Source organism: Arthrobacter sp. 147(2020), assembly GCF_013116715.1.
Taxonomy (GTDB): Bacteria; Actinomycetota; Actinomycetes; order Actinomycetales; family Micrococcaceae; genus Arthrobacter_D.
This window is the reverse complement of record NZ_JABFOM010000004.1, coordinates 50906-73206: the sequence shown is the minus strand read 5'-3', so window position 1 is coordinate 73206 and position 22301 is coordinate 50906. Positions and strand designations below refer to the sequence as shown.

Here is a 22301-nt window from a genome sequence, read left to right as displayed (position 1 = left end):
TCCTAGGTTCGAACGTAGGAGTTCGACGCGGTGCGTTCCACCGGAACCTTTGCGAGGATTCCTGCCACCACTGACTGGGGGGTCTCCCCGGTGCTCAGCGCCTTCCGATCCAGGATCAGGCGGTGCGACAGGACCGGCTCGGCCACCGCCGCGACGTCGTCGGGCAACACGAAATCCCTGCCTTGTAGCGCCGCCCCCGCTTTTGCTGCCCGAAGCAGCTGCAGCAGCGCGCGAGGGCTGGCGCCCAGGCGCAACTGGTGGTGCCCGCGGGTACCGTGGCCGATGGCCACCGTGTACTCCCGCACCGCGGGGGAGACGTAGACGCTGCGCACCCGCTCCATCATCGCTGCGATGTCGGCCACGTTGGCGGTCGGCTGGACCGCATCAAGTGGCGACACCGACTGGTGGGTCTGCAGCATCTGCAGTTCGGCGTTCCGGTCCGGGTACCCCATGGAGATCCGGGCCATGAACCGGTCCCGCTGCGCTTCGGGCAGGGGGTAGGTGCCCTCCATCTCGATGGGATTCTGGGTTGCCACCACCATGAACGGCTCGCCCAGGCGGTAGGTGCCGCCGTCGACGGTCACCTGGTGTTCCTCCATGCATTCCAGCAGGGCCGACTGCGTCTTGGCGGAGGCACGGTTGATCTCATCGCCGATGACGATGTTGGCAAACACCGGGCCCGGCCGAAACTCGAACCGGTGGGTGTCCTGGTTGTAGATCGACACCCCTGACACATCCGAGGGCAGCAGGTCCGGCGTGAACTGGATGCGGTTGACCGTGCAGTCAATGGTCCGGGCGAGTGTCTTCGCCAGCAGCGTCTTTTCGACTCCCGGTACGTCCTCCAGCAGCAGGTGGCCCTGCGCCAGCAGCACCGTGAGGGCCAGCTGCGCGGCTTCCGGTTTGCCGTCGATCACCGTGTTGATTGACCCCAGGATCCGGCCCGCCAGCTGGTCGAAGTGCTCACCGGACATGGTGCGCGCCTCACCTGAGGGGTCGTCACGATCAGTGGTGACGTTGGCTGAGGCATTCGGTGAGGCGTACTGGTTGTGGGCGTCCATGCGAACCTTCCGCGAGCACTGCACCCCGGTGTGCAGTTGAGTCGGTCAGCCCTGGTCGGATACGCCCACGGCCGGTTCGGCCGTGGGGCACGCAGCAACTGCTTGAGTACAGATTACTAGGACAACTTGCGGCCGTGGGGATAAGTTCCGCACTCACTTCGCGGGTGGTTAGGGTTGAGTCATGCCTCATACAGCCATTCCGGCGGCGTACCAACCGGCGCCGCCCAGCACGACTCCCGACGGCGGCGTACCCGACGCGGGCGGGCGAAGCCAGAAGCAGCAGTACCCGCCAGCACCCGAACCGCTGCCCGTTCCCGTGATGGACAACCATACCCACCTCGACTTCCGCAGCGGCCTGCCACTGGTCAGTGTTAGTGCCGCCCTCGACGCGGCCGAAGCGGTGGGTGTGTGCGGTGCAGTGCAGGTGGGGTGCGACCTGGAATCGTCCCGGTTTACAGTCGAAGCCATCGACCAGGAGCCCCGCCTGCTGGGGGCAGTCGCGATCCACCCGAACGACGCCCCGCTGTTAGCGGAACAGGGCGGTCTTGAGGCTGCGCTCACGGAGATTGAGCAATTGGCTGCCCACCCGCGGGTCCGGGCGATCGGCGAGACCGGGCTCGACTACTACCGGACCGCCGCCGCCGGACTCGAGAGCCAGCAGTACTCCTTCCGCCGGCACCTCGACATTGCCAAACGGCTGGACCTGGCGCTCCAGATCCATGACCGGGAGGCGCACGACGACGTCGTCGCCACCCTGCTGTCCGAAGGTCCACCCGAGCGGGTGGTTTTCCACTGCTTCTCCGGCGGTGCGGAACTGGCCCGGATCTGCAACGAGCACGGCTGGTACATGTCCTTCGCCGGGACCGTGACGTTCAAGAACGCCGACAACCTGCGGGACGCGCTGCGCATTGCCGACCCGTCGCTGGTGCTCACCGAAACCGACGCCCCCTTCCTGACCCCGCACCCGTTCCGCGGGCGCCCCAACGCGCCGTACCTGGTGCCGTACACGGTCCGGTCGATGGCGGACGTGCTGGACACCGACCTGGCCAGGCTCTGCCAGTCGATCGCCGACAACACCCGCCGGGTATACGGCCAGTGGACTGATGCCTAAAGGCACCGGGGGAGTGAACACGGCTGGGTGACCAGCGGGCGCGTCGCACGACTACCATGGCTTAGGTGACTGCGCCCTCCAATCCCCAGCCGATCCAGCCCCTGCTTGGCGCCGGTGACGTCCGCCGCCTCGCCGCCGACCTGGATCTCCGCCCCACCAAGACGCTGGGCCAGAACTTCGTCATCGATGGGAACACCATCCGCCGGATCGTGGCTGCCGCCCACCTGGGTCCCGAGGAGACGGTGCTCGAGGTGGGGCCCGGTCTTGGCTCGCTGACCCTGGGCCTGCTGGATGCCGCCCGCCGGGTGGTGGCGGTGGAGATCGACCCGGTGCTCGCTGCACGGCTGCCCGAGACGGTGGCCCGCTGGCGTCCGGATACCGCGGCAAACCTCGACGTGGTGCTCGCCGACGCCATGCGTGTCACTGAGCTCCCACACCCGCCGACAGCACTGGTGGCCAACCTGCCCTACAACGTTGCGGTGCCGGTGGTGCTGAACCTGCTGGAGAACTTCCCGTCGCTGCGCCATGGGCTGGTCATGGTCCAGGACGAGGTTGCCGACCGGCTCGCCGCCGGACCGGGATCCAAAACCTATGGGGTGCCCTCGGTTAAGGCTGCGTGGTACTCGACGATGCGCAAGTCCGGCGTGATCGGGATGAACGTGTTCTGGCCGGCTCCGAAGATCGCATCAGGTCTGGTGGGATTTGTCAGGCATGACCCGCCGGCGACGTCGGCGAGCCGGCGTGAGGTCTTCGCCGTGATCGACGCGGCCTTCGCCCAGCGGCGCAAGACCCTCCGCGCGGCGCTCGCCGGGTGGGCCGGAAGCTCAGTGCTGGCGGGGGAGGCCCTTGCGGCGGCTGGCGTCGACCCGAGCCTGCGGGGGGAAATGCTCGACATTGCCGCCTTCGCCCGGATCGCCGAAGCGAAACCGGAGCAGCTGCCACCCCCCGAGGATCAGCCGGGTCGCGTCTGATCCCGGGAACCGGGATAGCAGTGCAGGGCAGTGTGGCGTGCGGACCGGGGCCAGCACGCCACACCAGCAGCTGGCTCTAACGAGCAGCCGCTGCTAGGAGCGGCTGGCCTCGTTCTGGACGTTGTCCTTCGCGTCCTGGGCCTTGCCCTTGACATCGGCCGCGGCCGATGCGCCTTCTTCCTTCACAGTGTTGGCAGAAATGGTGGCTGTTTCCTTCACCGAATCCATTGCCTGCTGTGCCGGTTCCTTGAGATCTTCGGCCACAGCCTTGGCCGCATCGGTGACACTGCTCGTGAGGGGCTCAGCCTTCTCCTTCAGCGCAGCCGCGGCTTCCTTCTCTTTCTCGCTCGCCGGGATCAGCGAGGAGATGAGCATGCCGGCGCCGAAGGCGATCAGCCCGGCAGCCAGCGGGTTGCCCTGGGTCTTGCGGGTGAGCCGCTGGGGGGCGTCCTGCACGGCGTCGCTGGCGTTCTGCGCTGCCGACCGGGTGCCAGCGGACGCATGGTCCGCTGATCCCATGACCGAGGTTTTCAGGCCGCCGACTGCGTTGCGGACCTTGTCGCCCTGACGCTGGGCGATGCTGGAGGGGCTGACCTTGTCGGCGACGGCGTCGACGTCGGTGCCAAGCTCCCGGCGGGTTCGTTCGATGTCTGCACGAATCTGTTCTGGGGTCTGGTTCATGGGGTCTTCTCACCTGGTTTCAGAGTGGGGGGAATGTCTTTGACGGTTGCGGCGGTAGCCGGCAGGCCGCGCACGCTCTTGAGTTCTTTCTTGCCGGTCAGGGCGAGGACGGCGGCGATGATGCCCCAGATGACTGCGACGATTACCGCAGACCAACCCAGGCCAACCAGTTCAGCCAATCCCCACATGAGCGCCAGGGACAGGAACAACAGCACGAAATGCCCGGCGATGGCGGCGCCGCCAAACATGCCCACGCCCTTGCCTGCCTTGGTGCCGCTCTCACGCAGTTCAGCCTTGGCGAGCTCAAGCTCCTGACGCATCAGGGTGGACAGGTCGCGGCTCACATCGCTCAGCAGCGATCCCAGCGACTCGTTGGCCGCCCGCTCCTCTGCCGTGGTGGGTGGCGGTTCGTACGCCTGGGGTCCTCCGGTGTGAATGCCACTCATTAGCGCAGGTCCCTATCGAGTCGTTCGTCCTGGGTGCGGGTGCCCGGAACAATGACTGGCTCGGCGGCGATCGGGTCGGCCAGCGGATCGTTCGAGGTTCCCCGGGCATCGTCGGCCGAGGTCAGGCCGTTGTCCACCACCGGGTTCGTTTCGGTCGCGGGGGTGGTCGCGGTAGCAGCCGGGAAGGATCCTGCCGCAGGCTGCGCGGGGACCGTCGGTGGGTACTCGGGGGCCGGGTTGGCCGGTGTGGTGCTCGGGGAGTCCGATCCGGCGCCAGTAAGCCCTCGGGTGAGGCGCCCGGCGAGCAGGCCCGCTCCGGCAGCCACCATCAGGAAGGTACCCGGGCGTCGACGGGCGAAGTCCTTGACCTCGTCCAGCAGCGATCCCGGATCCCGGCCCTCCAGCCAGCCGGCGACGTCGCCCGACCGCTGGGCAGCCTGGCGGACCAGGGAGTTGGCGGGGCCGTCCTGGTCCCCGTTGTCTGCCATGGAGACCAGCTCATCACTGATGGAGCGCAGTCCCTCGGCAGCCTTCTGCTGGCTCGCGCCGGCCTGCTCTTTGAGATCCGAACCCAGTTCGCCCAGCAGGTTCTTTGCCTGGGTGCTGGCTTCAGCGGCAACATTTTTTGCCTCGGTGGTCGCAGTCTGGGCAACACCCTGGGCTGCGTCCAGGCCGTCGCGCCCCACCTCTTTGGCCTGGTCCTTCGCCTGATCCTTGATTCCGGTGGACCCGTTGCTCCCACCGACCGGTGTGTTGCCTGCTGGTGAATCGGACCGGACACGCTCGCCTGAGGGCACAGCTGTCAGGGGATCCTCTGACCAATTCTGGGTAGTCATAGTTCTTCCTTCGGATAGTAATCCTGCTTACAATCTGTAATGTAAGCACGCTTACTATCTTTGTGCAATGGTCCGGTAGCAAGCCGGCAGGATTCCCGGTTCAGCCCAGGGTGATCTAGGTTGGAGACTATGGAGGTAGGCAAAACGGCAGGACTCTTCGGCGGCGCTCCGGCGAGCGTGCGTGTCCGCGCGCCCGGAAAGATCAACGTTTCGTTCAGGGTGGGCCCGCTTCGCGAGGACGGCTACCACAGCGTCGCGAGCGTGTACCTGGCCGTCTCCCTGTATGAGGAGGTGACCGCGACCGTCACGGCCGAGCCGGGCATCGTGGTCACCGTCAACGGGCAGGGATCACTTAACCTGCCGGTCGAAAGCATCCCGCTGGACGCCACCAACCTTGCCGCACGCGCAGCCACCCTGCTCGCCGATCTCAGCGACGGCTCCACCGGGCTGCTGCTCGATATCACCAAACGAGTACCCGTGGCCGGAGGGATGGGCGGAGGATCCGCCGATGCCGCTGCCACACTTCTGGCCTGCGATGCCCTCTGGAGCAGCGGGTTCTCCCGGGACGAGCTAGCGAAAATGGCAGCTGACCTCGGCGCTGACGTGCCGTTTGCGCTGGTCGGCGGCACGGCGGTGGGAGTTGGGGTAGGGGAGCAGCTCACTCCAGCGATCTCGAAGACGCCCCTGTACTGGGTGCTGGTGACGTCCGCCTTTGGACTGTCCACCCCCGAGGTCTACCGGACGCTCGACGAGCTCCGGCTGCGGGACGGGACCGAACCGGCCACCCCGCCGGACATCGACTCGCGGATCCTCAGCGCGATGCGCGCCGGCGATGCCGTAGCGCTCGCCGAGCTCCTTCACAACGACCTCCAGGCGGCGGCATTTGAGCTGGCACCGGAGCTTGCCGCGATCCTGCAGGCAGGCACTGACGCGGGAGCCCTCGCCGGACTGGTCTCCGGATCAGGGCCCACCATTGCGTTCCTTGCCGAGGATGAAGAACACGCGGCAGCGCTCGCCGAGCAGCTCTCACTGGGCGGTCTGACCGCCACGGCAGTGCACGGTCCGGTGCACGGTGCCAGAATTGTTAACGACTACACCGCTTGACCCGTGGCCCTTGCAGGGGCCAGCTCAAGCCATTCATCCCTCCACAATCAGGAAGCAGTACACCCTTGGCACATCTTCTGGGCGCTGAAAGCGTCAGCGTCACGTTTGCCACCCGCACCGTTCTCGACGGCGTCTCCCTCGGCATCGAGGACGGCGACCGGATCGGGATGGTCGGCCGCAACGGTGACGGCAAGTCCACCCTCATGCGCCTCCTGGCGCAGCGCGCCACCCCCGACGAAGGCCGGGTCACGCGCCGCCGTGACGTCCACGTGGGTTACCTGGACCAGACGGACGTCCTGGACGGCGACCTGAGCGTCGGCGAAGCGATCGTTGGCGACCAGGCCGACCACGAATGGGCTTCCAATCCCAAGATCCGCGACGTGATGGGTGGTCTGGTCGCTGAAGTGGACTGGCACGCCAAGGTCTCCTCGCTCTCCGGTGGGCAGAAGCGGCGTGTTGCGCTGGCCAAGCTCCTGATCGGGGACGACGACGTCATCATGCTCGACGAGCCCACCAACCACCTCGATGTGGAGGGCGTGGCCTGGCTGGCCCGCCACCTGGCCGAGCGCTGGCGCCCGAGCGACGGCGGGCTGCTGGTCGTCACCCACGATCGCTGGTTCCTCGACGAAATCTGTACCCGCACCTGGGAGGTGCACGACGGCGTCGTCGACGGTTTTGACGGCGGTTACGCCGCCTACGTGCTCGCGCGCGCCGAGCGTGACCGGATGGACTCAGTAGTCGAAGGCAAGCGGCAGCAACTGGTCAAGAAGGAACTGGCCTGGCTGCGCCGCGGTGCGCCCGCGCGGACCGCCAAACCGAAGTTCCGGATCGAGGCAGCCAACGCGCTGATCGCCGATGTGCCCGAGCCGCGCGATTCCCTCGCCCTGAGCAAAATGGCGATGGCCCGGCAGGGCAAGGACGTCCTTGACCTTGAGGATGTCTCGCTCGCACTCGGAGAGAAGACACTTTTCGACGGCATCACCCTGCGCCTCGCCCCCGGCCAGCGACTCGGCCTGGTTGGCGTCAACGGGTCAGGCAAAACCACCCTGCTGCGGATGCTGAACGGGGAGGTGAGCCCCGACGCCGGCAAGGTGAAGAAGGGCAAGACGGTCCAGACGGCGGTCCTCTCCCAGGAAGTCAAGGAGCTCAACGAGCTGGAGCACCTGCGCGTCACTGAGGTCATCGAGCAGGAGAAACGCGTCTTCAGCGTCGGCGGTCGCGAGGTGTCAGCCACCCAGCTGGTGGAGCAACTCGGTTTCACCAACGCGAAGCAGTGGACCAAGGTGAAGGACCTCTCCGGTGGCGAACGCCGCCGGCTGCAGCTACTCCGACTCCTGGTGGGCGAGCCCAACGTGCTGATGCTCGACGAACCCACCAACGACCTGGACACCGACACCCTGGCGGCGATCGAGGACGTCCTGGACGGCTGGCCGGGAACCCTGGTGGTCGTCTCCCACGACCGGTACCTGCTGGAGCGGGTCACCGATTCGCAGATGGCGCTGCTCGGCGACGGCAAGCTGCGTGACCTGCCGCGCGGAGTGGACCAGTACCTCGAACTGCGTCGTGCAGCGGAATCCGGAGCAGGTGCCTCCCCCCTCAATGCTGACGATGCCCAGGCCAGCGCCGGATCGAGCCCCGCGTACAGCTCCGAAGAGACTCGGCAGGCGAAGAAGGACCTGACCCGCATCGAACGCCAGCTCGGCAAGGCCGCAGCACAGGTGGAACGTATCCAGCAGCAAATGAACGACGGTGCGGGCGGCGACGTCGACTTCGACAAGATGGCCACGCTGAACACGAAACTGCAGGCGGTCCAGGCCGAGCAGCAGGACCTGGAGCTGCAGTGGCTTGCCGCAGCCGAGGTCGTCGGGAAGTAGCGCCACGACGGGGGGCTTCCAAGTCGCAGGAAGCCCCCGACTCATGGCAAACTGGATAACCGTGCGTCCGGGACCCGACAGGGCCCGGTTGGCACAGTCCGCCCTGGTGTAATGGCAGCACCCCAGCCTTTGGAGCTGTGGAGTATAGGTTCGAATCCTATGGGCGGAACAATCGGAAAGTATTGCCGCGGGTAGTATTGCCGGTGTGAGCCTGTACTTTTCCGGTTGACAGTGAAAACTACAGGCAGGAGTGTCTCCTCAATGGGTCCGCAGACCTCAAACACCCACCCTCAGGAACAGATCCCCGAGGCAGGCGCTAAACGCCCAGCAGCAGTCATCGTGCTGGCCGCCGGAGCCGGAACACGAATGAAGTCCCGGACCCCGAAGATCCTTCACACCCTCGGCGGACGGTCAATGGTGGGGCACGCTGTCGCCGCTGCCCGCGGTGTCGTGCCTGAGGCCCTCGCCGTCGTCGTCCGGCACGAACGCGATCGCGTGGCAGGCCACATCGCCGAACTGGATCCGCAGGCACTCATCGTCGACCAGGATGACATGCCCGGGACGGGACGCGCCGTCCAGGTGGCCCTTGACGCTCTCGACGACGAGGCTGGCGCACCCCTGCAGGGCACCGTCGTGGTGACCTACGGTGACGTGCCCCTGCTGACCTCCGACACGCTCGCCCAGCTGATTGAGGAGCACATCGGCGGGGCCAACGCCGTCACAGTGCTGACCGCGGTGCTCGGCGACGCCTCCGGCTACGGCCGTATCCTGCGTGCTGACGACGGCACCGTCACCGGGATCGTCGAGCACAAGGACGCTACCGACGCCCAGCGCACCATCAATGAAATTAACTCGGGAATCTACGCGTTCGACGCGGCGACCCTGCGCGATGCGCTGAAATCTGTGACCGCCGGCAACTCACAGGGCGAAATGTACCTGACCGATGTCCTGGGCATCGCCTCCGGCCAGGGCGGCCGGGTGGCAGCCGTCGTCTCGGACGACCCGTGGCAGGTCGAAGGGGCCAACGACCGGGTCCAGCTTGCTGCGCTGGGCGCCGAACTCAACCGGCGTACCCTCACCCGCTGGATGCGGGCCGGTGTGTCGATTATCGACCCCGCCACCACCTGGATCGACACGTCGGTGCAGATGGCTGAGGACGTGACGATTCTCCCCGGCACCCAACTTCACGGCGCCTGCGATATCGCCCGCGACGCCGTCATCGGCCCGGACACCACCCTCACCGATGTTGTGGTCGGGGAGGGGGCGCGTGTACTGCGCACCCACGGTTCGGGCGCGCACATCAGCGCTCGCGCCGCCGTCGGCCCGTTCACCTACCTGCGGCCAGGGACGGTTCTCGGGGAGGACGGAAAGATCGGTGCGTTCTACGAGACGAAGAACGTGACGATCGGACGCGGCTCCAAACTGTCCCACCTGGGCTACGCCGGCGACGCAGAGATCGGCGAGGACACCAACATCGGCTGCGGCAACATCACCGCCAATTACGACGGCGTGAACAAGCACCGCACCGTCATCGGCAGCAACGTGCGGACCGGTTCCAACACGGTGTTCGTGGCCCCCGTGGTGATCGGCGACGGCGCGTACACCGGTGCGAGCGCCGTCGTGCGCAACAACGTACCCGCCGGTGCCCTGGCGATCAGCGTTGCACCGCAACGGACCGCCGAAGGCTGGGTCCAGGCCAAACGGCCCGGCACCGCCGCCGCGACAGCTGCGGCCACGGCTCAGGGCGCAGCGCCTGACACACTCGCCGCTTCCGACCTCCCCAGCACCTCCGGCACGACCCCAGGCACCACAGACGAAAGCGACCGTTCATGAGTGAGATCACCGCACGCGGCGAAAAGAAACTGGTCCTGGCCTCCGGCCGGGCCCACCCCGAACTGGCGGAAGAGATCGCTGCAGCGCTTGGCACTGAGCTCCTCCCGATCTCCGCCTACGACTTCGCGAACGGCGAGATCTACGTCCGCTCCGGGGAGAGCGTGCGCGGCACCGACGTATTCGTGATCCAGGCTCATCCCGCGCCGCTGAACAACTGGCTGATGGAACAGCTGATCATGATCGATTCCCTGAAGCGGGCCTCGGCCAAGCGCATCACTGTGGTCTCCCCGTTCTACCCGTACGCCCGGCAGGACAAGAAGGGTCGCGGCCGCGAACCGATCTCCGCCCGGCTGGTCGCCGACCTGTACAAGACCGCTGGAGCCAACCGGCTGATGTCGGTTGACCTGCACACGTCGCAGATCCAGGGGTTCTTCGACGGGCCGGTGGATCACCTGATGGCCATTCCGCTGCTGGCCGATTACATCCGCACCCGGGTCGACGCCGACAACGTCACTGTGGTCTCGCCCGATACCGGCCGGGTCCGCGTCGCCGAGCAGTGGGCTGAACGGCTGGGCGGATCGCCCCTGGCGTTCGTGCACAAGAGCCGGGACCTCACGGTCCCGAACCAGGCAGTCTCCAAGCAGGTGGTGGGCCAGGTCGAGGGTCGGACCTGCGTGCTCATCGACGACATGATCGACACGGGTGGCACCATTTCCGGGGCCGTCCAGGTGCTCAAGAACGCAGGTGCCAAGGATGTGATCATCGCTGCCACCCACGCCGTCTTCTCGGACCCTGCAGCCCGCCGCCTCTCCGAGTCCGGCGCCCGCGAGGTGGTGGTGACGAACACCCTGCCGATCCCCTCGGAGAAGAGGTTCCCGCAGCTCACCGTGTTGTCGATTGCCCCGTTGATCGCCCGGGCTATCAGGGAAGTCTTCGACGACGGCTCCGTGACCAGCCTGTTCGACGGCAACGCCTAGGGCCGGTTCCGGGGACTCCCGTCGGGCGCCCGGTATGAATTAGGGCCGCCCGATGCCCTGGTAGTTCCAGCCGGCTGCACGCCACTGGACGGGGTCCAGCACGTTCCGTCCGTCAAGGATGTTCTTGCTGGCCACCTGTTTGGCCATTTCCGCCGGATCCAGTGCTCGGTACTGGTCCCACTCTGTGAGGATCAGGAGCGCGTTCGCCTTCGCGACGGCTGCGCCGAAGTCCGGTTCGTAGTTCAGTTCAGGGAACCGACCCTTGGCGTTGGTCAACGCCTCAGGGTCGGTCACTGTGACATCGGCGCCCTGGAGTTGGAGCTGGGCGGCGATGCTCAGGGCAGGAGAATCCCGCACATCATCGCTGTTGGGCTTGAACGCCACCCCCAGGACTGTGATGCGCTTGCCGAGAAGCGACCCACCCACCAGTTGGCGGGTCAACTCCACGACCCGGATCCGGCGTCGCAGGTTGATGTCGTCCACCTCGCGCAGGAACGTCAGCGCCTGGTCGGCACCCAGCTCGCCGGCCCGGGCCATGAACGCGCGGATGTCCTTCGGGAGGCAGCCACCGCCGAACCCGATTCCCGCGTTGAGGAACTTGCGTCCAATCCGGTCGTCCATGCCGATCGCGTCGGCCAGCAGCGTGACGTCCGCCCCTGCCGCGTCGCAGACCTCTGCCATTGCATTGATGAAGGAAATCTTGGTGGCCAGGAACGAGTTGGCGGCGGACTTGACCAGTTCCGCCGTGGCATAGTCGGCCACCAGTCGACGTGTTCCCAGTCCCAGGGGCCCGGCGTACACCTCGTCGAGCAGGACGGTCGCCCGCTCCCCGGCCTCGCCGGCAGGGACGCCATAGACGAGGCGGTCCGGACTGAGCGTGTCCTTCACCGCGAAGCCCTCCCGCAGGAACTCGGGGTTCCACGCCAGGCTGGCGTCAGGGAACCGTTCCAAGAGGTCGTCGGCGAGGCGGGCCGCGGTGCCCACCGGCACCGTCGACTTGCCCACCACCAGGTTCCCCTCCTCGAGCGAGTCGACGAGGGAGGCAAAAGCGGCGTCCACGTACCGCAGATCGGCAGCATACTCACCCTTGCGCTGGGGGGTACCCACGCACAGGAAGTGCACCTGCGCCCCGCGGGCGTCGGTGATCTCGGAGCTGAACTTCAACCGGCCCGTCTGGAGAACCTCGTCGAGGAGTTCGGGCAGGCCAGGTTCGAAGAAATGCGACCGGCCAGCCTGCAACTCGCTGATCTTGCGCTCGTCGACGTCGATCGCGACGACGTCGTGCCCCAGCTTTGCCATGCACGCCGCGTGGACGGCTCCGAGGTAGCCACAACCTATAACTGAAATTCGCATGCTGATCCTTTGTCCGGCAGCTCCGGGGAGCTTTCGACGAGATGCTTGCCACTGGTTGCTTGCCAGCGGTTCCAACAGACTTCAACGGTATGTCTCACACATTAGAGGATGATGAGGAATATTCTGCCGGTTCCTGTCCGAACGAATTCCTGAACCGATGTCCGGGGCGGTGCCGCACGTGCTGTAACATTGAACGCGATGCCTAGGCGAGGGAGCATCCCGGTGCCACCGGGAGTGTTCCGTGATCGACGGTGGCTAGTGACGAGAGTCCAACACTGAACGTGTTGACGATGAACTGTTTCTAGACAGATGCCGATCGTTTGCCCAGCAACGATCCACTACTCGTCAACACAGGAGACTCAATGTCTGACCTCACACTCCCCGCAGAAGTACGCACCGAATTCGGCAAGGGCGCAGCCCGCCGTGCACGCCGCGAAGACAAGATCCCTGCGGTCATCTACGGCCATGGAGCCGACCCCATCCACGTCCTCTTGCCCTCGAAGGCAACGACCCTCGCGCTGAGGACCTCCAACGCACTGCTGACCCTTGACATCGAAGGGGAGAAGCACCTGGCCCTGGCCAAGTACGTTGTCCGCAACCCGCTGAAGCGCATTGTGGAGCACCTTGACCTCCTCACCGTCCGTAGTGGCGAAAAGGTCACCGTTGACGTGTTCATCCACGTCGAGGGCGAGCTGGCCCCGGGCGCTGTCATGAACCTCGAGCACAACTCGGTCCAGGTCGAAGCCGAAGCCACCCACCTGCCTGATTCCCTCACCGTCAACGTTGAGGGTCGCACCGTCGGCGAGCACATCCACGCCTCCGACATTGTGCTGCCCAAGGGCGTCACCCTGCTGATCGAAGCAGACACGCTGATCGTGAACATCAGCGAGCCGACTGTCCAGGATCTCGGCGACGAAGACGAAGAGACAGTTGCCGAGGGTGACGTTGTCGCTGCCTCCGGCGAGAAGTCCGAAGAGGGCGAGTAACTCCATCTGCGGGAATACCCGTGGCGAATGACACGTGGCTGGTAGTCGGGCTCGGAAACCCCGGGCCCGACTACAGCCGCAACAGGCACAACGTCGGTCAGATGGTCCTTGACGTTCTGGGCGACCGGATCGGTGGGAAGTTCAAAAGCCATAAGGCGCACGCGGCAGTCCTCGAAGGCCGCCTGGGCATCGGCGGACCACGGCTGGTCCTCGCCAAGCCTTTGACCTACATGAATCTTTCAGGAGGTCCAGTCGGCGCGCTCTGTCGGTTCTACGACATACCCGCTGAGCGGGTCATTGTCGTGCATGACGAGATCGACATCGACTTCAACACGGTCAGGCTGAAGGCTGGCGGCGGCGAAGGCGGACATAACGGGCTGCGGGACATTTCCAAGGTTCTCGGCACCAAGGACTACCTGAGAGTAAGGGTGGGAGTGGGCCGGCCCCCGGGACGGCAGGATGCCTCCGATCACGTCCTCCGCGACTTCGGAACCGTCGAAAAGAAGGAGCTGGGCTTTCTCCTCGAAGACGCTGCCGATGCCGTGGAATCGCTGATTACCGAGGGTCTTGTCAGCGCTCAGCAGAAATACCACTCGGCCGGGAAATAACGTATAAATTAGACTCACGACCAGCGGTCCACTGGTGAAATGATCCGGACCGCTTCGCGCCATCACGGCCCCAAATACGGGGGCCGACGTTGGGCGGCCTCTGAGACTGGGCCACCCCCATCCCAACGTCGGTCCCTTTTTTGGTGCCTACGCAGGCAGCGGATATCGGCGAGTACCTGGACCCCACGGATCCAAGTAGCCGACGCGTAGTGTGCGCGAAAAACTCGGGTAGTCGCTACTCATGCGGGCGCCGGGCGGTGGTTCTACCGTGATCAGTACTTCACAACGCTGGGAACGCGAAGAAAAGGTCTCTCAATGAGTTACGACATAAATGCGCATGATTCCGCGCTTGCCCAGATCGAGGGGTATGTGGCGGCAGACGATCCTCGGACCGGGGTCGGTAGTCCGATGTCACCCCCGCGGCTGACCCGTGCGCACCTTTTTGAGATGCTCAGGAACCAGGTACTTGAAGGTCCAGCCCCTTCATCTGTGATGTTGATCGGCGAACCGGGAAGCGGTAAGTCAACGTTGCTTCAGTCAATGGTCGACCACCTTCGAGCCACCACCTACCTCATTAATCTGCAAGGGACCGGCCGTAACTCTGGGGTATCCTACGATGCGCTCAAAGTCCTCCTTCCGGATATGAGGGGGGAAGTGCTCAGCCATCCGATCCGGATGGTTGGAGCTCTGACTCGGGTACTCAAAGGCAAGGCACTGGGACTACCTGTGATCGTCGTAGTCGACGACGCCCATCATCTGGACGAAAACTCGACCACCGTGTTGGGCCAGCTGGCCCAGGCTGGGACCATTCGCCTTATCGCAGCCTGCAGCCGCTTTGCGGACGCCCCCACCTACTTCCAGAGATTATGTCTGAAGGACACTTTGGTGAGGATTGACCTGGCGCCCCTTTCACAGCAGGAGGTCGCGGCCTACCTCGCCGCGACCCTCGGCGCCGGTGTATCCCAGGCATCCTCGCGCGCGCTGCACACCCACAGCGGTGGGAACCCACGACTTCTCGTCGCGCTGGTGCGTGACTATGTCGCCGACGGTGCGCTCCGCTGCGCGGAAGGCATCTGGGTATTGACCGCCGTCACGATCCGGCCCACAGAGGCGACCGCTCTGATCACGGCCCGCATCAAAATGCTTCAGCCTTCCCAACTCAGCGTTCTCGGAACCTTTGCCGCCTTGGAAATGACGCCACTCGCCGCCGTCCCAGCCGAGGCTCTGGGAGATCTCGATTATCTTCACGATCAGGGAATGCTCTGTATTAGCAATGACCGGTGGGCGACCGTCTCTGTCGCGACCCGGCTCCTCAGCGACGCGGTGCTCGGCCTGACGAACCAGATCGATGGGTTCAGTCCCCACTCGGCAACGAGCGGGTCAAAACCCGACCGGTTGAGCCAGCCAGTCGGCAACCCCCGAAAGCAGCGGGCAGCGAGCATTCTTGAGCGCGCCCGCCTAGCCGCAACTGAGGGCCGATTTCGTGACGTTGTCACCGAGCTGAAATCGCCGGAGTTTGTTCCTGGTGCGCTCGATCCTGATCGCCGTCGTTTGGCTACCGCTTGGCTATGCGAGGCTCTGGCGTTCATCGGTCTCGTGGATGATGCGAAGGAAGCTGCTGCTGCACTGCACTCCTACGATGCTGGCGAGCAGCCCCTGCCGTCCCGGATTGTCGTGACGCTGGCCACGCTAGAGGCGGTGTCGGGGAATCTGACAGGCATGCTCGAGATGTCGCACCATCTGCTGAGCCGTGCACGCGGCACTGGAACCTACGAGGAGCTCGCCGCAGGATTGATTTATGCGACAGCCGGGCGGCCGGCTGAGGCGGAGAGCCTACTTCTTCCGGCCCTGCGTCAACTGCAGGTGCACGACCCGACGGGTGCCGCGCCTCTCGCTGCCGCCGCTCTGGCCTTCGTCAGCGCTGCGGATAACCCGGCGCAGGCGGCCGAATACCTGGCGATCGCCGGCCTGCCTTCCCGGACGGCATCGTGGACAGTGCGACGGCTGACCAAACACTTTGCGGCGCTAGCCTTGGCCGGAACCGCATCGGCTGACCGGTCCGCGTTCGAACTACGGGAGCTGAGCCGGGAGGACACGGCGTTGGGCAATAAATCCTGGGAGCTGATGACCCTGTGCAGTGCTATGAGGTTTGGCGACGCCGGCGTTGCGCAGACAGTTCTCAAAATCAGCGCAACCTGCCAAGGACGGTTCGCTACACTGAGCCAGCTTTACGCCAAGGGCCTGGATGCGGAGGATGCCGAACTGGTGTTGCAGGCAATGGACCTGGCGCAGGATTTCGGTGACCTCTCTTTCACCCGGGACGCGGCCGCATCGGCGGTGCAGATCGCTGCCCAATCCGGGGAGCGGGCGACTATCGCCTACGTCGCGGATCGGGTTCGCGACATCGTCGGTGTGTACGGCACCGCACTTGGGGCGCGGCAGCAGCTTGCCTCTCTCACCCGACGGGAGCTCGAGGTGGTCACCGCCGTGGTCGATGGCAGGACCAACCGGGACCTGGCACTCGCCATGGATGTCAGCGTCCGTACCGTTGAAGGGCACCTGCACCGCATATACACGAAACTTCACGTCCGGACAAGGGCTGAGCTCCTGGCAAAGGTGGATCTCAGCACCGCGCTGAGACGGTGAACGTCCAGATTGGGGCTGGTGCATTGGTCGGGCGGTCCGACGACATAAGCTCTATCGCATCCAGTATTCGTGACCCACTGGTCAGTGGAGCCTGGGTGTGTGGCCCCGCTGGAATCGGCAAATCTGCGGTGGCGGCGCAGGTCCTGAAGTGGCTGGAAGGCACCGTGGTCCCGCTGACCATCCACGCGGATGCCTCGCTGAGCAACGTGTCCTATGGGCCGCTGGCGCCCCTGCTGCTGGAATCAGAGCCGTACGATCTTAAGTCACGGCTGGCGGTACTAAGACTGATCAGGGCCGCTCTTCACACCATCTCCTCCCAAGCCGGACTGCCGGTGCTGATCATCGTTCACAGCGCCCAAGACCTGGATCAGGAGAGCAGCCACCTGCTCGGACAGCTAGCGCTGGGCCGGGAGATTCGACTGCTGGTCCTCACCCGGTCGCTGGGGAGCGCACCTGAGGAGCTCTATTCCCTCTGCCTGGACGGCCTGCTCACGCGGTGCGAGCTAGCGGCGTTGAGCCGGGAACAGGTGGAAACGCTTTCCCTACGTGAGCTCGGGGGAATTGTCAGTTCAGGAGTAACGTCATTCCTTGCCGATTTGTCCCAGGGGAATCCCTACATCGTCAGGGCGCTGATCTCCCACCTGCGCTCCACGGGGGCACTCGTCGATCGCAACGGAGTGTGGCTGTTGGTCGCCGTCCCGAAATCTGTTGGACAGGACTTGGAAGGGCAGGTCACGGCGCTACTCCTGGGCTGTTCACCCCTCATCCGCAGGGCGATCGAGACGGTCGCGCTGCTAGGCGGTATTCCCGCTACCGCGGCACCGCACGTGCTGGACGCCGCTGCCATGGAGGAGGGACTGTCTAAGAATCTGCTGGCTTATTCGGGCGGACACGGCGGCGGGCGCCATGTCGTCGTCGAACCCCTCGTATACGGGGAAGTGATCCGCCACCTCGTCCCTCCGGGTCGACGGATCGAGATCCTCAGAACTCTGCGAGAATCCCCGCAGGGACGTGAGGTTCTGGCGGCCGCAGGAGCCAGTACCAGTGTGGGCTTGGCGATGGACCTGGGGCAAGGAATCCCGGACCGGGAGTTGTTGGTAGCAGCCCGACAGGCCAATAACCGGTTCGCATCCCACCAAGCGCAACGATTCTCGGAAGCGGTCACCGCGCCTGAATTCGCGACGGCGGCGCGGGCGGAATCGGCACGAAGTTTCCTGGACCTCGCTGACACCGATGCGGCCACGGCCGAGATCTGCGGGCTCATCGAGGAGGCGACCGATCTGTGGACACTGACGGAGGCCGCTGTCACGGAGACTCACATTGCCCTGCGGCGAGGGGGCGATGCGCAGGATATCCATGGGATTGCTGAACGCTGGGCAGCGGCGGGCCGGCGGGTGAGTGATCAGGAGAACCCCAAGGACGATCCTGCCAGTCCGGGGGAGCTGGCCGAATGTGGTGCGGCAACCCTGAGACACGTCGGGCATTGTCTGACCGGCGATTACCACACTGCAATTGAGGGGCTGCGCGAAGTCGTCAGAGACACGGTCCCCTCATCCACCGTTGGTCTGCTCTCGCGAATGTTGATGGGAGAAGCGCTGGCGGCCACGGGGAAGACATCTGAGGCAAAGGGACTGACGCTCGCGGCAATAGCAACCACGAAAACGGTGGGGGATCTCGCCAGGCACTATCGCACAGCAGTGACCCGCCACGGGGAACTGCTGGTGCGGATAATGGATGAGGCAGGGTTCGCACTACTGCGTGAGTCATTTGATCAGACAGCGCCTCCTCCGCTGAAACATTTCGGCGGCAATCTGATGATGTTGCAGGGCGTACTGGATTTCAGATGTGGGCGCATCGATGCGAGTTGTGACCTCCTAGTGGCCGGAATCGAGGAGCTTCGTCGCCACGACCCGGAGATGCTCCTCCCCTTATGCCTGGGGACCGCTGCCTTCGCCAGCCGGTTGGTCGGGGCCGATGAGCGTGCCGTGCGGTACCTCCAGGACTACCGAGCTCTCCCCTACCGCGGCTTCCTCCCGCAGCGGCTGGTGGCGGACGCGTACGTTTCCGCTGCCAAGTGCCCCCTGGCCATGAGGAACGAGGAGGTGGCGACGATCGAGGAGGCAGCCGCTGAGGCGCAGGCGCGGGGGTTGGTGTATGCCGAGGCGGAGATCCTTGAACTGCTCTTCCTCCTGGAGCATCCGGTCAGTGCTGGCCGGTTGGAGGAACTGGCGAACGAGTTGGGCCCATCCAATTCCGATACCATCCGCATCATTGCACGGGCGGCAGGTTCGACCGACCCCGCCCAGCTGGTGGCATCGGCGGAGTCGGCGCTCACCGCAGGCAGGCATCTGGTGGCGGCCGAGTGCATGGCGCGGAGCGCCGCATACTACGGGCAACGGGGCGAGGAAAGAGTACAGCGTGCGGTCCTACAACAACTGCGCGGGCTGATTCCTGTACTGGGACGGGTGCGGACCCGTGCCATCACCGATGAAGCCCTGACCCGGGTGGCCCTGACCCGCCGGGAGCATGAGATCGCCAGGCTTGCCGCGGAGGGAGCGTCGTCCCTGGAAATAGCCACTCAATTCACGGTTTCCCGCCGGACAGTCGAGGGGCATCTGTACCGGATCTACCTAAAACTTGGAATCGGCGGCCGAGACGATCTGATCGCCGGACTGCTGGAGGCAGGCCTCAGTTGAGCTTCAAAGCTGCGTATCTCGAACCAGACCTGAAGTAACAACCAGTGCGAAGTCGAGTAGCGACTACGCGTGCGGGGGTCATTTCCCATCCATAGTCTTACTGAGTCACCCGGGTCATTTTCTCCGCGGTGGCGATTTCCGCCCTTAGCGGCGGACCCCACGGTCGGGCCGGCGGCGGCCAGCCTTCTGAGACCGGGCTGATCCCCAGCCCGCCGTCGGCCCCTCCATGGGTAAAAGCTCGCACACCGCGTCGGGTGCCGTGAGACCGCTCACGTTTTCTCGTCCATTTTCCGTGCCATAACTGCTTATCCAGCGTATGGTTATTCATTAGTACGTTAGATGCCGAGGCGGACTCTATTCTAGCGTCACAGGTGGGAGTGGGACTATCCTCCGCTTCCTTGGAACCGTCGGGCTGGGACGACTCGCCGTGCCGACCTGCACCATGTAGTGGGGCGCTATGTTTGGTGTAAAAGGAGCTTGGCCGCTCGTTGGCCGTGATGATGAGATAAAGATCCTGCGGGAGGCTATAGACTCCCAGGATTATCTGGGAGCAGTCCTTACGGGGCTCCCGGGCATCGGCAAGACAGTGCTTGCGCAGCAGGTGGCCCGCGACGTTGAAGCTCGATTTGAACTGCTGTACATCAGGGGTAGCTTACTAACTGCGGACATGCCCTATGGCGCACTGAACTTCGTGCTGAGTGAACTCGATGATGAGGCTGTCGACAACCCACTGATACTGCTACGAAGTCTGCAAAAACTCTTTGCCGGTCGATCCGACGGCAAACGGACGCTCGTCCTTGCCGACAACATAGAGGACCTCGATAGCGCCTCGGCGATGGCAATAGCGCACCTCGTGAGAACTGGGGCAGTGAAGGTCCTGCTTGTCGCCCAAGCCCTTCATACATCACCCAACGAGTTAAGCGACCTCTGGAAAGATCAGCTCATCCGTCGGGTTGATATCGAGCCGTTGTCACTGGCCGACAGCGCCGAGTTGCTGACGCTCGGCCTTAAGGGACCCGTTTCCCGATCCGTCGTGCTCGACACTTGGCACGCCAGCGGGGGAAATCCGCTCTTCCTGCAAGCCATCGGGAGGGAACAGGTGGAGTCCGGGTATATCACCACTCAAGACGGAATCTGGGTGGCGGGTCCACGAAGGGCACCTGATCCCGGCCGCATCATTACTGAACGGATATCTGCGCGTCTTGCCCGGTTGTCCCCTGACCAGCGAAGAACCGCCGAAATTGTTGCAATCGTCGGGGTGATGCCGCTGGAGCTGCTCGCAGATTTTGCAGGCGGGAATGAAGTCGATGCTCTGATGGAAACCGGGATTCTTGAGATCGAGCTGACCCAGCAACCCATGGTGCGGGTCGCAACCGGCCTGATAGGCGAAGTCATTCGTCATCAGGTATCTGTGGGTCGGAGTCGTGAGCTCGTCCACCAGCTAGCCTCAGCCTCGCTCAGGCTCCCCATGCCTGCGCTGAGCCGAATGAACTATGCTGCCTGGTGTCTGGACGGTTCATTGGAGATTGATCCTGGTCTGGCAATCGAGGCAGCGCAGCTCGCCAACCGCTACTTCGACACCGAAGCCGCACTCCGGTTTCTTAGCTCGATTCCAGCAGAGAAAGTGGGCGCTCCGGAAGTCACGGAGGAAGCTAGGGCCTACGGCGTCCAGGGCGATACCGCGCGTGCGCTTCAGACCCTCGACGATTTCATCTCCTCGGATCCGCAAAACGTGGACCTACACGACTGGGTGTTCATGCAGGTGCTTAGGTGCAGGCTTCTCAGTCGAGACCATGCGCGTTTCATGGAGGCTGACACCCTCCTGGCCGAGATTCGCGAACGATTGTTCCAGGCTGGGCGGGCGGAGTGTAACGCTTTCGATGGACTGTTCGCTGAGGTCGAACTACTCGATGCGGAGCTCAACGCCCACAACGGACGGTACGCCGCGATGATCGAGCCGATAAACGAGCTGCTGAAACGAAGTGATTCGATAGATCCGGCCGCTCGACACCAGCTTTGTGGGTGGCTGGCTGAAGCTCTCAGTATGACGGGGCGCCAGGAAGACGCGGTGCAGCTGAGTCGGTTGGTAATGTCTAGGCTGGCGGACTCGATCGAGGATCCCCTTCTCGTAGAGGCGGCCCAGGTGCGGTTGTTCTCGGTCATGCTGATCTCCGGCCAGTGGGAGCTGTGTCTGGCGATGATCAGCGACCATCAGGAGGGAATGCTCGCGGGAATTTTCGATGGCACATCCCTCGAACTGGCGGAAGGCTGCCTGTTCGCTTACGCCGGACGCGGAACTGAGGCGCTGACCAAGCTGCTTCCAGCCCTGAGCCAATTGCGAATCCGCGACCGGCACGAGTTCCTCAGCCTGGCCGAGGCAGCCACAGCCTACGCGTATACCCTCACCGGGGATGCCCAGCTTTCCCTCTCCCATCTGGATCAGGTAGACCTGCATTCCCGACGGTATGACTGGCATACCGCACGGGCCACCAAGTACTTTGCTGTTTTGGCTTCAACGGCAACGAGGGACAACCCGGAGGCAGCTCGGGAGATGCTTCAGCTCGCTGACGAGGATCGGGCGAAGGGCAATTATGGGCACGAACTCTTCTTCCTCTGCCAGGCCGTACAATTAGGGCAATCTGATGTCGCTGAACGGCTCGCCACCAGCGGAATGGACAGCCAAGGGGCATTTGCCGAGACCTGTGCGCTGTTTGGCAAAGGAGTGGCGTCCGGTGACACCGCCCAGATCCTCCAGGCCGCGAAGATTGCCGCTGACGTCGGCAATCAAAAGTTGGCCGTCGATGCGGCCAACCTCGTCCAGCGATTGTCGGCTGGCAGCACGGGGGAAGGGGCACGGAGCGCGGCGGCTGAAGCTGGAAATATTCTCCGTTCGATCGGGCGTGGGAACGGGGCACTCAAGCAGCGCGCTCTGGACCTGCTCACCGAGCGCGAGCGTAGTATCGCCCGGTTGGTAACGAATGGAATGAGCAACCGCGAAATCGCAACGATGCTGACCCTGTCGATCAGAACAGTTGAAGGCCACATGTATCAGGTGTACGCGAAATTAGGGGTAGCAAACCGCAGTCAACTGAAGCTGATCCTTGACTAGTCCCGACCCCGA

16 protein-coding genes and 1 tRNA gene are annotated in these 22301 nt (G+C 64.4%); 12 read left to right on the top strand and 5 right to left on the bottom strand.

What is annotated here, in order from left to right:
• Window positions 1-2: 2 nt before the first annotated feature.
• Window positions 3-971, bottom strand: a complete 969-nt coding sequence (locus HMI58_RS04720) for a MoxR family ATPase (protein WP_225667908.1) — start codon at window positions 969-971, stop codon at window positions 3-5.
• Between the two features lie 268 nt (window positions 972-1239).
• Here HMI58_RS04720 and HMI58_RS04715 point away from each other — a divergent pair, with 268 nt between their 5' ends.
• Complete coding sequence (locus HMI58_RS04715) at window positions 1240-2169, top strand: TatD family hydrolase (RefSeq protein WP_171618321.1); 930 nt, start codon at window positions 1240-1242, stop codon at window positions 2167-2169.
• A 65-nt stretch (window positions 2170-2234) separates the two neighbouring features.
• Window positions 2235-3140, top strand: a complete 906-nt coding sequence (gene rsmA / locus HMI58_RS04710; RefSeq protein ID WP_171618320.1) for a 16S rRNA (adenine(1518)-N(6)/adenine(1519)-N(6))-dimethyltransferase RsmA — start codon at window positions 2235-2237, stop codon at window positions 3138-3140.
• Window positions 3141-3233: 93 nt separating this feature from the next.
• On the opposite strand, the gene HMI58_RS04705 is transcribed toward rsmA, so the two are convergent.
• Genes HMI58_RS04705 through HMI58_RS04695 form a run of 3 tightly spaced genes read right to left on the bottom strand, consistent with a single transcriptional unit; the run spans window position 3234 to window position 5103 of the window.
• Window positions 3234-3821, bottom strand: a complete 588-nt coding sequence (locus HMI58_RS04705; protein WP_171586429.1) for a DUF3618 domain-containing protein — start codon at window positions 3819-3821, stop codon at window positions 3234-3236.
• Complete coding sequence (locus HMI58_RS04700) at window positions 3818-4267, bottom strand: phage holin family protein (protein WP_171586428.1); 450 nt, start codon at window positions 4265-4267, stop codon at window positions 3818-3820. The genes HMI58_RS04705 and HMI58_RS04700 overlap by 4 nt, the downstream gene beginning before the upstream one ends.
• Window positions 4267-5103, bottom strand: a complete 837-nt coding sequence (locus HMI58_RS04695) for a hypothetical protein (protein WP_171618319.1) — start codon at window positions 5101-5103, stop codon at window positions 4267-4269. Before HMI58_RS04695 ends, HMI58_RS04700 begins: the two co-directional genes overlap by 1 nt.
• A 129-nt stretch (window positions 5104-5232) precedes the next feature.
• Here HMI58_RS04695 and HMI58_RS04690 point away from each other — a divergent pair, with 129 nt between their 5' ends.
• The 5 genes from HMI58_RS04690 (at window position 5233) to HMI58_RS04670 (ending at window position 10891) form a co-directional block, all read left to right on the top strand.
• The gene (locus HMI58_RS04690) at window positions 5233-6207 is read left to right on the top strand and encodes a 4-(cytidine 5'-diphospho)-2-C-methyl-D-erythritol kinase (protein WP_171618318.1); all 975 of its coding nucleotides are present in this window, start codon (window positions 5233-5235) and stop codon (window positions 6205-6207) included.
• Window positions 6208-6272: 65 nt separating this feature from the next.
• Entirely contained in the window at window positions 6273-8081 is a 1809-nt protein-coding gene (locus HMI58_RS04685) for an ATP-binding cassette domain-containing protein (RefSeq protein WP_171618317.1), read from the top strand.
• Window positions 8082-8178: 97 nt separating this feature from the next.
• Window positions 8179-8250: transfer RNA gene (locus tag HMI58_RS04680), tRNA-Gln, on the top strand.
• A gap of 92 nt (window positions 8251-8342) precedes the next feature.
• Window positions 8343-9914 (top strand): bifunctional UDP-N-acetylglucosamine diphosphorylase/glucosamine-1-phosphate N-acetyltransferase GlmU, encoded by a 1572-nt coding sequence (glmU, locus tag HMI58_RS04675; RefSeq protein WP_171618316.1) that lies wholly within the window; start codon window positions 8343-8345, stop codon window positions 9912-9914.
• A complete protein-coding gene (locus tag HMI58_RS04670) occupies window positions 9911-10891 on the top strand; it encodes a ribose-phosphate diphosphokinase (protein ID WP_019483222.1) in 981 nt (326 codons plus the stop codon). Before glmU ends, HMI58_RS04670 begins: the two co-directional genes overlap by 4 nt.
• Before the next feature lie 39 nt (window positions 10892-10930).
• On the opposite strand, the gene HMI58_RS04665 is transcribed toward HMI58_RS04670, so the two are convergent.
• Window positions 10931-12244: a UDP-glucose/GDP-mannose dehydrogenase family protein gene (locus HMI58_RS04665; protein ID WP_171618315.1), complete on the bottom strand. Its 1314-nt coding sequence runs from the start codon at window positions 12242-12244 to the stop codon at window positions 10931-10933.
• A 362-nt stretch (window positions 12245-12606) separates the two neighbouring features.
• Here HMI58_RS04665 and HMI58_RS04660 point away from each other — a divergent pair, with 362 nt between their 5' ends.
• The 5 genes from HMI58_RS04660 to HMI58_RS04640 all read left to right on the top strand — a co-directional run bounded on the left by HMI58_RS04660 (window position 12607) and on the right by HMI58_RS04640 (window position 22289).
• A complete protein-coding gene (locus HMI58_RS04660) occupies window positions 12607-13230 on the top strand; it encodes a 50S ribosomal protein L25/general stress protein Ctc (protein WP_171586422.1) in 624 nt (207 codons plus the stop codon).
• 20 nt (window positions 13231-13250) lie between these two features.
• Window positions 13251-13838: an aminoacyl-tRNA hydrolase gene (gene pth / locus HMI58_RS04655; RefSeq protein ID WP_171618314.1), complete on the top strand. Its 588-nt coding sequence runs from the start codon at window positions 13251-13253 to the stop codon at window positions 13836-13838.
• Window positions 13839-14153: 315 nt separating this feature from the next.
• Window positions 14154-16484: a LuxR C-terminal-related transcriptional regulator gene (locus tag HMI58_RS04650; protein WP_171618313.1), complete on the top strand. Its 2331-nt coding sequence runs from the start codon at window positions 14154-14156 to the stop codon at window positions 16482-16484.
• 95 nt (window positions 16485-16579) lie between these two features.
• The gene (locus HMI58_RS14920) at window positions 16580-19180 is read left to right on the top strand and encodes a helix-turn-helix transcriptional regulator (RefSeq protein ID WP_171618312.1); all 2601 of its coding nucleotides are present in this window, start codon (window positions 16580-16582) and stop codon (window positions 19178-19180) included.
• A gap of 457 nt (window positions 19181-19637) precedes the next feature.
• On the top strand, window positions 19638-22289 hold the full coding sequence (locus tag HMI58_RS04640) for a LuxR family transcriptional regulator (protein WP_171618311.1): 2652 nt from the start codon (window positions 19638-19640) through the stop codon (window positions 22287-22289).
• The last annotated feature ends 12 nt before the right edge of the window (window positions 22290-22301 follow it).

Bases quoted from the DNA above. Each gene is read 5' to 3' on its own strand.
- HMI58_RS04720 (WP_225667908.1), bottom strand. From the start codon at position 971: ATGTCCGGTGAGCACTTCGACCAGCTGGCGGGCCGGATCCTGGGGTCA.
- HMI58_RS04715 (WP_171618321.1), top strand. From the start codon at position 1,240: ATGCCTCATACAGCCATTCCGGCGGCGTACCAACCGGCGCCGCCCAGC.
- HMI58_RS04705 (WP_171586429.1), bottom strand. From the start codon at position 3,821: ATGAACCAGACCCCAGAACAGATTCGTGCAGACATCGAACGAACCCGC.
- HMI58_RS04700 (WP_171586428.1), bottom strand. From the start codon at position 4,267: ATGAGTGGCATTCACACCGGAGGACCCCAGGCGTACGAACCGCCACCC.
- HMI58_RS04695 (WP_171618319.1), bottom strand. From the start codon at position 5,103: ATGACTACCCAGAATTGGTCAGAGGATCCCCTGACAGCTGTGCCCTCA.
- HMI58_RS04690 (WP_171618318.1), top strand. From the start codon at position 5,233: ATGGAGGTAGGCAAAACGGCAGGACTCTTCGGCGGCGCTCCGGCGAGC.
- glmU (WP_171618316.1), top strand. From the start codon at position 8,343: ATGGGTCCGCAGACCTCAAACACCCACCCTCAGGAACAGATCCCCGAG.
- HMI58_RS04670 (WP_019483222.1), top strand. From the start codon at position 9,911: ATGAGTGAGATCACCGCACGCGGCGAAAAGAAACTGGTCCTGGCCTCC.
- HMI58_RS04665 (WP_171618315.1), bottom strand. From the start codon at position 12,244: ATGCGAATTTCAGTTATAGGTTGTGGCTACCTCGGAGCCGTCCACGCG.
- HMI58_RS04660 (WP_171586422.1), top strand. From the start codon at position 12,607: ATGTCTGACCTCACACTCCCCGCAGAAGTACGCACCGAATTCGGCAAG.
- HMI58_RS04650 (WP_171618313.1), top strand. From the start codon at position 14,154: ATGAGTTACGACATAAATGCGCATGATTCCGCGCTTGCCCAGATCGAG.
- HMI58_RS04640 (WP_171618311.1), top strand. From the start codon at position 19,638: ATGTTTGGTGTAAAAGGAGCTTGGCCGCTCGTTGGCCGTGATGATGAG.